The organism is Corallococcus llansteffanensis (assembly GCF_003612055.1).
In the GTDB taxonomy this organism is placed as follows: domain Bacteria; phylum Myxococcota; class Myxococcia; order Myxococcales; family Myxococcaceae; genus Corallococcus; species Corallococcus llansteffanensis.
In genome coordinates this window covers 1-7,087 of the sequence record NZ_RAWB01000519.1, presented here as the reverse complement: position 1 = coordinate 7,087, position 7,087 = coordinate 1, and the positions used below count along the sequence as shown (strand labels likewise).

The following is a 7,087-nucleotide window of genomic DNA, read 5'->3' as shown; positions in this document are numbered from 1 at the left end:
CCCCTTCCCGGTCCCGCCCCTCTGGGGCGACGCGCCCGGTGCCGCCACCGCCTGACTAACCAGGAACCCGGGCGTAAAGCTACCCCTCCACCGCCCCCCCGTGGCCCCGGGGACATCGGGTCCGGTAGGGTCCCGGCCATGGCTGTTCCTGTCCCGGCCGGGGTGGACCCGGACCGCCTTCCCGGGCCCGTGAGGCCCCGCTCCTGGTACCTCGTGGGCCCTTCCGCGTCGCTGCGGCGGGGGCAGGCGCAAGGCGTCCAGCCAGGCGGGCGCGAGGTGGTGGTGTTCCGGAGCGAGGCGGGCCAGGTCCATGCGCTGGAGGCCCACTGCCCCCACCTGGGCGCCCACCTGAAGCACGGCGCCGTCCAGGGGGAGTTGCTGCGCTGTCCCCTCCACCACTGGAGCTTCGACGGAGGGGGCCGGTGCCGCGCCGTGCCCGGGCGGAGCGACGTGTCCGGCCTGCCCGGGCCGCGCGCCTTCCCGGTGGCGGAGCGCTTCGGGGGAGTGCTGGTCTTCAACGGCCCCACGCCCCTCTTCGCGCCCCCCGACCTGGGCGGCCCGGAGCACGTGTGGAACGTGGGGCCGCCAGTGACGGTGCGCTGCCCGTGGCTGACGCTCGCGGCGAACTCGTTCGACCTGGAGCACCTGCGCACGGTGCACCACCGCGAGCTGTGGGACGCGCCCACGGTGGAGCGGCCGGATCCGTTCACGCTGCGCCTGCGCTACACGTCGCGGGTCATCGGCACGGGGGCCAGCGACCGGTGGATGAAGCTCCTGTCGGGCAATCGCATCCGCGTGACGCTCAGCCTGCACGGCGGCACGCTGATGTCGGTGCAAAGCGACCTGGGCCGGGCCCAGGGGCTGCTGCTCGCGGGCCTGACGCCGGTGCCGGAGGGCGTGTCGGTGCGGCTCGCCGTCGCCGCGCGGCGGGGGCGGATTCCGGGCGCGGCGGCCGTGGCGCTCGGGGTGTCGCGGTGGCTCTACACGTCGTTCCTGCGCCGCGACCTGTCCGTGCTGGACGGCATGCGCTTCAACGTCGCGACGGCGACGGCGGATCCGGTGATGCGCCAGTTGCTCGACTTCGCCGTCGGGCTGCCCGAGGACGCGGACGATGCGCGCTGAGGACACCCCGCCCATCCCGGCCGCGCTCAACGCCGTCCTGCTCGTCGCGGCGATGGGCGCCGGGGCGCTGTGCCTGTGGACCGCGTCGCACGCGGAGGCGCTGGCGGTGCGGCTGGTGGCGGCCGGGGTGTTCTCCTACGTGAACAACACGGTGTTCTCGCTGTTGCATGAAGCGACACACGGCGTGCTGCACCCGTCGCGGCGCCTCAACGACGGACTCGGGCGCCTGGCGGCGACGTTCTTCCCGACGTCGTTCACGTTGCAGCGCGCCTTCCACCTCACGCACCACCGGAACAACCGCACGGAGCGCGAGCAGTTCGACTACCTGCGCCCGGGCGACCACCGCTTCCTCAAGCGTGCGCAGTGGTACGCCATCCTCACCGGCGCGTACTGGGCCTTCGTGCCCCTGGGGGCGCTCGTGTTCGCGCTCGCGCCGGGCCTGTTGCGGAAGCTGCGCGGTCCGGGCACGCGCTATGGCGAGCAGACCGGCGCGGACGCGTACCTGGGACGCCTGGAGGAGGCACCGGGCGCCACCATCCGCGCCGAGGTCCTGCTGATGGTGGCCCTGCAGGCGGGGCTCGCATACGCGCTGGAGCTGACGCCGACGGGGTGGGCGCTGTGCTACGCGGCGTTCGCGGTGAACTGGAGCTCGCTCCAGTACGCGGACCATGCGTGGTCCCCCCTGGACGTGCGCGAGGGCGCGTGGGACCTGAGGGTCGCCGCACCCGTGCGCTGGGTGTTCCTCAACTACCACTACCACCGGGCGCACCACCGTCACCCGCACGTGCCCTGGCTCTACCTGGGCCGCTACGTGGACGCGAGCGCCCCGCGCCCGTCCTTCCTGCGCATCTGGTGCGCGATGTGGCGGGGACCGCGTCCGCTCCCGGAGAAGGCCCCTTGAGGGAGCCCACCGCGCTCTTCGGCTGGCCGACGCCCGGGGAGTTGAAGCGCACGGGCGCGCTGGCGGTCGGCTTCGCGCTGTTCTTCCTCGCGGTCTACGGCGGCGCGAGCTGGGTGACGGGCTTCTATCCCGGCGGCCTGCGCGTGGACCTGCCCTTCGAGCAGCACGTCCCGTTCATCCCCGGCTGGGCCGCCGTCTACGTCAGCATGGACGCGCTGCTCCTGCTGTCCCTGTTCATCTTCCGGACGTGGCGACAGATGCTCCCCTTCGCGCTGGCGCTGTGCGCGCAGACCGTCGTCGGCGCGCTCTGCTTCCTCGTCTTCCCGGTCGAGGTGGCCTGGGCGCCGCGCGCTGTCACCGGCGGCTGGATGCAGGTCTTCCAGCTCGCGGACACGATGAACCTGGAGCGCAACTACCTGCCGTCGCTCCATGTCGCCTTCGCCTGCACCGCGGCCCTCGCCTACTCCGAGCGCTCGGGCCCGGTGGCGCGCGGACTGTTCACGCTGTGGGCGCTAGCCATCGCGGCCTCCACGCTGCTCATCCACGAGCACCATTTGGTGGACGTGCTCGCGGGGGCCCTGTTGGCGTGGGCCACGTGGCGCGTCGTGGCGCCGCGGGTCCGGGACGCGGCGTTTCCCGAAGCCGTGCGCGTGGAGGCCCTCTGCGCGCGGGAGCTGTATCGCTTCGCGCGCCGGCATCCCCGCTACGGCCTCATCGCGCTCGCGCTGTATCAGCAGTCCGTGGGCCGCTGGCGCAAGGCACGCCGGGCCCGGGTGGGGTTCTGCTTCCTCCAGCTCGTGGACGACGTACTGGATGGAGACCGCCCCGTCGACGGCGAGCCCTTGAATCACATCGACGCGCTCCTCGTCCGGCTGGAGACCGGCGCGACGGACGCACCGCGAAGCTCGGCGGAGTTCCACGACATCGCGACGACACTGGGACGGGTGCTGCTCGCGGAGCTGGGCGATGCCCATGCCCGCGCGCAGGTGTTCGAGCTGGTGCGCACGATGCGCAAGGACCGCGAGCGCGTGCGCGACGGACGCTGGTGGGACGCGAGCACGCTCCAGGCCCACCACGCGGCCACCTTCCGCTTGTCGGTGGGCCTGATGCTGCACGTCGCGGATGCGCAAGTGCGCGCGGAGGACGCGCCCTCCCTGCTCGCGGCGCTGGGATGGTGCTCGGTGATGCGAGACCTGCGCGAGGACCTGGCGCAGGGCCTCTTCAACGTGCCCGCGGACGTCGCCGCCGACGCCCGCACCCGCGGTCACGACCCGGCGGACTTCGACGCGCTGCTCGCGTCTGAAGCGGGACGCGCCTGGGTTGTCTCCGAATACCAGCGGGCCCGGGCGCTGCTGGACCGCTCCGCCTCGGAGCTGGCCGCGCTGGAGGGCCAGCCCGGAGCGCCCCTGCTGCGCCTCTTCCACCGTTCGGTGGAGTCCTTCTGGGCGCGGAAGCTGCCCCGGCGCATGCCGTTGCCGCGCTCGTCCTTCGAGGTCGGAAGCTATTGAAAGCTGCACACGCCTTCGTGGCGTGACACAGGAAGTTCCTCCGAGTGTGTGACGGAATGCAGCGAGCGGGTGCGCCCCCGTTGACGCGGACAGGTCGCGGTCATCTGCTGACGCCATGTCCGACGCCACGACCTCTGATTGCGTCCCAGGCACCAGCGCCCGTCCGGTGGATGTCTCTGAACGGGTGGCCTTGTTGGATGTGTTACGCGGCTTCGCCCTGTGGGGCGTCTTCATCTCCAACAGCTTCGCCTGGTTCAGCGGCAACGCCCTCCTGCCGCGCGCGCAGGCCGAGTCGCTCGTGGAGCCTCCGCTCGAAGCGGTCGTCAATGGGCTCTACTACTTCTTCGTGAACCAGAAGTTCATCACCCTCTTCTCCGTCCTCTTCGGGCTGGGCTTCTCCATCCAGCTCGCACGCGCCGAGGCCCGGAAGTCCTCCATCGTCCCGCTGTACTGCCGGCGACTGGGGGTGCTGCTGAGCATCGGCGTCGTGCACGCGTTCGCGCTGTGGTTCGGCGACATCCTCGCCATCTACGCGGTGTTGGGGTTCGCGTTGCTGCTCTTCCGCCAGCGCTCGAACCGGACGGTGCTGACGTGGGCCCTGGTGCTGCTGGTGGGGCTGCCGCTGCTGGCGCCCATCGTCCGGCACTACGGCCATTCCCTGCTGCATCGCGGGCAGGCGGTCGTCAGGGTGGCGAGGGCCGGCGACGAGGTCGATGTCCGGGAGAGGGGGCTGCTCCTGGAGGGACTCTCCAGCGGCTCGTTCTGGACGACCCAGGCGGCGAACGCGCACTTCGTCACGTACGTGATGCCGCAACCCCAACGGCTGCTCTGGATGGCGAGAATCCTGGGCCGCTTCCTGCTGGGCCTGCTCGCGGGCCGGCTCCTGCTCCTGCAGGACGTGGAGCGCCACCGCTCCTTGTTCCGGCGGCTGCTCGTCTGGGGACTGGTGTTGGGCGTGCTGGGCAACGGCGTGGGGGTGGTGGTGCAACGCCTGCGCCTCGCGGACCTGGTGGATCCGACGAAGGACACCTGGATGCTCGCCATGCCCGCCATCGCTGAGGTGGGCTTCATGGCGCTGACCGCGGCATATGTGGCCATCTTCGCCCTGCTCTTCCAGCGTGAGCAGTGGCACCGGGTGATGCAGGTGCTGGCCCCGGTGGGCCGCATGGCGCTCACGAACTACCTGCTCCAGACGGTGGTGAGCCTCTGCCTCTATGACGGCTGGGGGCTGGGCCTCATCGGCAAGCTGCCGCTCTCCCATTGCGTGGCGCTCACGACGTTCATCTTCGCGCTCCAGATTCCCTTCAGCCATGCATGGCTGTCGCGCTTCCGCTTCGGTCCGGTGGAGTGGCTGTGGCGCTCGCTCACCTACGGCCAGTGGCAGCCCCTGCGGCTGGCGCCGAGGGAAGCCCCGGCGCCCGCGATGAACTGACCTCTCCGGCTCAGGGCGGCGGCGATGCGCGGCCCATGGGAATCACCAGCGGTCCGGGCAGGTCGGGCCGCGACACCACCTCCACACGCAACCCGAAGGTGTTCGCGATGAGGTCCGGGGTGAGGACGCCCGCCGGGGTGCCCGTCTCCACGCACCGGCCCTGGTCGAGGACGGTGATCCGGTCCGCGTAGCGCGCGGCCAGGTTCAGGTCATGCAACACCGTGAGCACCGCGCCGCCCTCGCGGGCGAAGGCCCTTGCCCGCTCCAGCACCAGATGCTGGTGGGAGAGGTCCAGGCTCGCCGTCGGCTCGTCCAGGAGCAGGTACCGGTGGCCCCGTGCGGGGGGCGTCCACAGCTGGGCCAGCACGCGCGCCAGTTGCACGCGCTGCCGCTCGCCCCCCGACAGCGTGGTGTACGCGCGAGAGGCCAGGTGCTGCGTGTCGGTGGCGTCCAGCGCCGCGCGGGCCACCTCCAGGTCGGACGCCGTGCCGCCGCGCCGCGCGTGCGGACTGCGCCCCAGCACCGCCACTTCCAGCGCGGTGAAGCCGAAGCCCAGCGAGGACTCCTGAAGCAGCACGCCCAGCCGCTGCGCGCGCTCCACCGAAGGCCACTGGTGCAGGGCGCGTCCTTCCAGGAACACGTCGCCGGCCTTGCAGCGGAGCTCCCCCGACAGCGCGGCCAGCAGCGACGACTTGCCCGCGCCGTTGGGGCCCACCACGGCCAGCACCTCGCCGGGCCGCACCTCCAGCGACAGCGGCCCTGCCACGCGCCCTCGCCCGCGCCACACCTCCACCTCGCGCGCCTCGAGGCTCATGCCGCCCCCTTGCGAGCCAGGAGCGCGATGAAGGCCGGCACGCCCAGCACGGAGGTGAGCGCGCCCACGGGCAGCTCCGACGGAGCGGCCAGGGTGCGCGAGAGCAGGTCCGCCGCCAGCAGCAGCGACGCGCCCGACAGCGCGGACGCCGCCAGCAGACGCCGGTGATCCGGCCCGAGCGCCATGCGCAGCAGGGCGGGCACCAGCAGACCCACGAAGCCAATCATGCCGGTGAAGGCCACCGCCGCCCCCACGCCCAGCGCGGCGGCGAGGATGAGCCGGCGCTTGAGCCGCTCCACGTCCACGCCCAGGTGCCACGCCTCGCGCTCGCCCAGGAGCATCAGGTTGAGCGCTCGCGCCTCGCGCAGCAGCAGCCCCAGCGTCAGCAGCAGCGGCACCGCCGCGACCCCCACCGTCTCCCACGACGCGCCGCCCAGGCTGCCCAGGCTCCAGAAGGTGATGGAGCGCAGCTGCGCGTCCGTCGCCGCCTGGGTCAACAACCCCATGCCCGCGAAGGCCCCCGAGCTCACCGCCACGCCCGCCAGCAGCATGCGCGGCGTGTCCGTGCGGCCTCCGCCCGAGCCCAACCGCTGCGCCAGCAGCGTCGCGCCCAGCGCGCCGCAGAAGGCCGCGCCCGGCACCGTCAGCATGCGCAATGCCCCCATGTGCGTGCCCAGCGTCACGTCCAGCACGATGGCCAGCACCGCGCCCAGCGCCGCGCCGCTGGAGGTGCCCAGGAGGCCCGGCTCCACCAGCGGATTGCGGAAGAGGGCTTGAAGCGCGGCGCCCGCCGTCGCCAGCACCGCGCCCACCATCACGCCCAGCACCACGCGCGGCAGGCGGAGGGAGAGCAGCACCGCGCGCTGCATCGGATCCAACCGCTGGGAGGCCTCGCCTGGCCCCAGCGCCTCCCAGAGACTGCCGAGGAGGGCGGACGGAGGCACCGGCACCGTCCCTATCGCCAGCGAGGCAAGCACCACCAGCGCCAGCACCCCTCCCAGCGTCACCCAGGGCCCGGCGCCCGGAAGCCGTGAGGGCACCGGCCGCGCGGCGGGCACGGGCATGGCCTCCGACGCGCTCATTCGCCGCCGCCCTTCCCGGCTCCGGGCCGGGGCCCCACCCCGTCCTGGAGGCGGCCCACCGCCCTGCCAAGGCCTGGCCCCAGGCCCATGAAGTCCACGTCCTCCACCGTGACGAGGCGCCAGCCCTTCACCTGCGACAGGCCGGGCTGCTTCGCCAGGCCCTCCGCGCCTCCCACGGTCGCCACCGAGCCCGCGGGCAGCAGCACGAAGTCCGGCGCCGCCACCACG

The 7,087-nt window shown here is 72.7% G+C and carries 6 protein-coding genes and 1 pseudogene; 4 read left to right on the top strand and 3 right to left on the bottom strand.

The genetic code is table 11. The annotated features are described in order from the left end of the window. Nucleotides 1-138: 138 nt before the first annotated feature. The 4 genes from D7V93_RS33835 to D7V93_RS33820 all read left to right on the top strand — a co-directional run bounded on the left by D7V93_RS33835 (nucleotide 139) and on the right by D7V93_RS33820 (nucleotide 4,963). Nucleotides 139-1,122: a Rieske 2Fe-2S domain-containing protein gene (locus tag D7V93_RS33835; protein WP_120647309.1), complete on the top strand. Its 984-nt coding sequence runs from the start codon at nucleotides 139-141 to the stop codon at nucleotides 1,120-1,122. After that, nucleotides 1,112-2,023 carry a fatty acid desaturase gene (locus D7V93_RS33830; protein WP_120647308.1) on the top strand — a complete coding sequence of 304 codons (912 nt, stop codon included), beginning with the start codon at nucleotides 1,112-1,114 and terminating at the stop codon, nucleotides 2,021-2,023. The genes D7V93_RS33835 and D7V93_RS33830 overlap by 11 nt, the downstream gene beginning before the upstream one ends. Beyond that, complete coding sequence (locus D7V93_RS33825) at nucleotides 2,020-3,531, top strand: phosphatase PAP2 family protein (RefSeq protein ID WP_120647310.1); 1,512 nt, start codon at nucleotides 2,020-2,022, stop codon at nucleotides 3,529-3,531. The genes D7V93_RS33830 and D7V93_RS33825 overlap by 4 nt, the downstream gene beginning before the upstream one ends. Nucleotides 3,532-3,646: 115 nt before the next feature. After that, entirely contained in the window at nucleotides 3,647-4,963 is a 1,317-nt protein-coding gene (locus D7V93_RS33820; protein ID WP_120647307.1) for a DUF418 domain-containing protein, read from the top strand. A 10-nt stretch (nucleotides 4,964-4,973) separates the two neighbouring features. On the opposite strand, the gene D7V93_RS33815 is transcribed toward D7V93_RS33820, so the two are convergent. The 3 genes and pseudogenes from D7V93_RS33815 to D7V93_RS33805 form a co-directional block, all read right to left on the bottom strand. Beyond that, on the bottom strand, nucleotides 4,974-5,777 hold the full coding sequence (locus tag D7V93_RS33815) for a heme ABC transporter ATP-binding protein (RefSeq protein ID WP_120647306.1): 804 nt from the start codon (nucleotides 5,775-5,777) through the stop codon (nucleotides 4,974-4,976). Continuing rightward, a complete protein-coding gene (locus D7V93_RS33810) occupies nucleotides 5,774-6,859 on the bottom strand; it encodes a FecCD family ABC transporter permease (protein ID WP_120647305.1) in 1,086 nt (361 codons plus the stop codon). Before D7V93_RS33810 ends, D7V93_RS33815 begins: the two co-directional genes overlap by 4 nt. Next, nucleotides 6,856-7,087: pseudogene (locus D7V93_RS33805) on the bottom strand (heme/hemin ABC transporter substrate-binding protein); the annotation flags it as partial. The pseudogene D7V93_RS33805 and the gene D7V93_RS33810, both read right to left, overlap by 4 nt.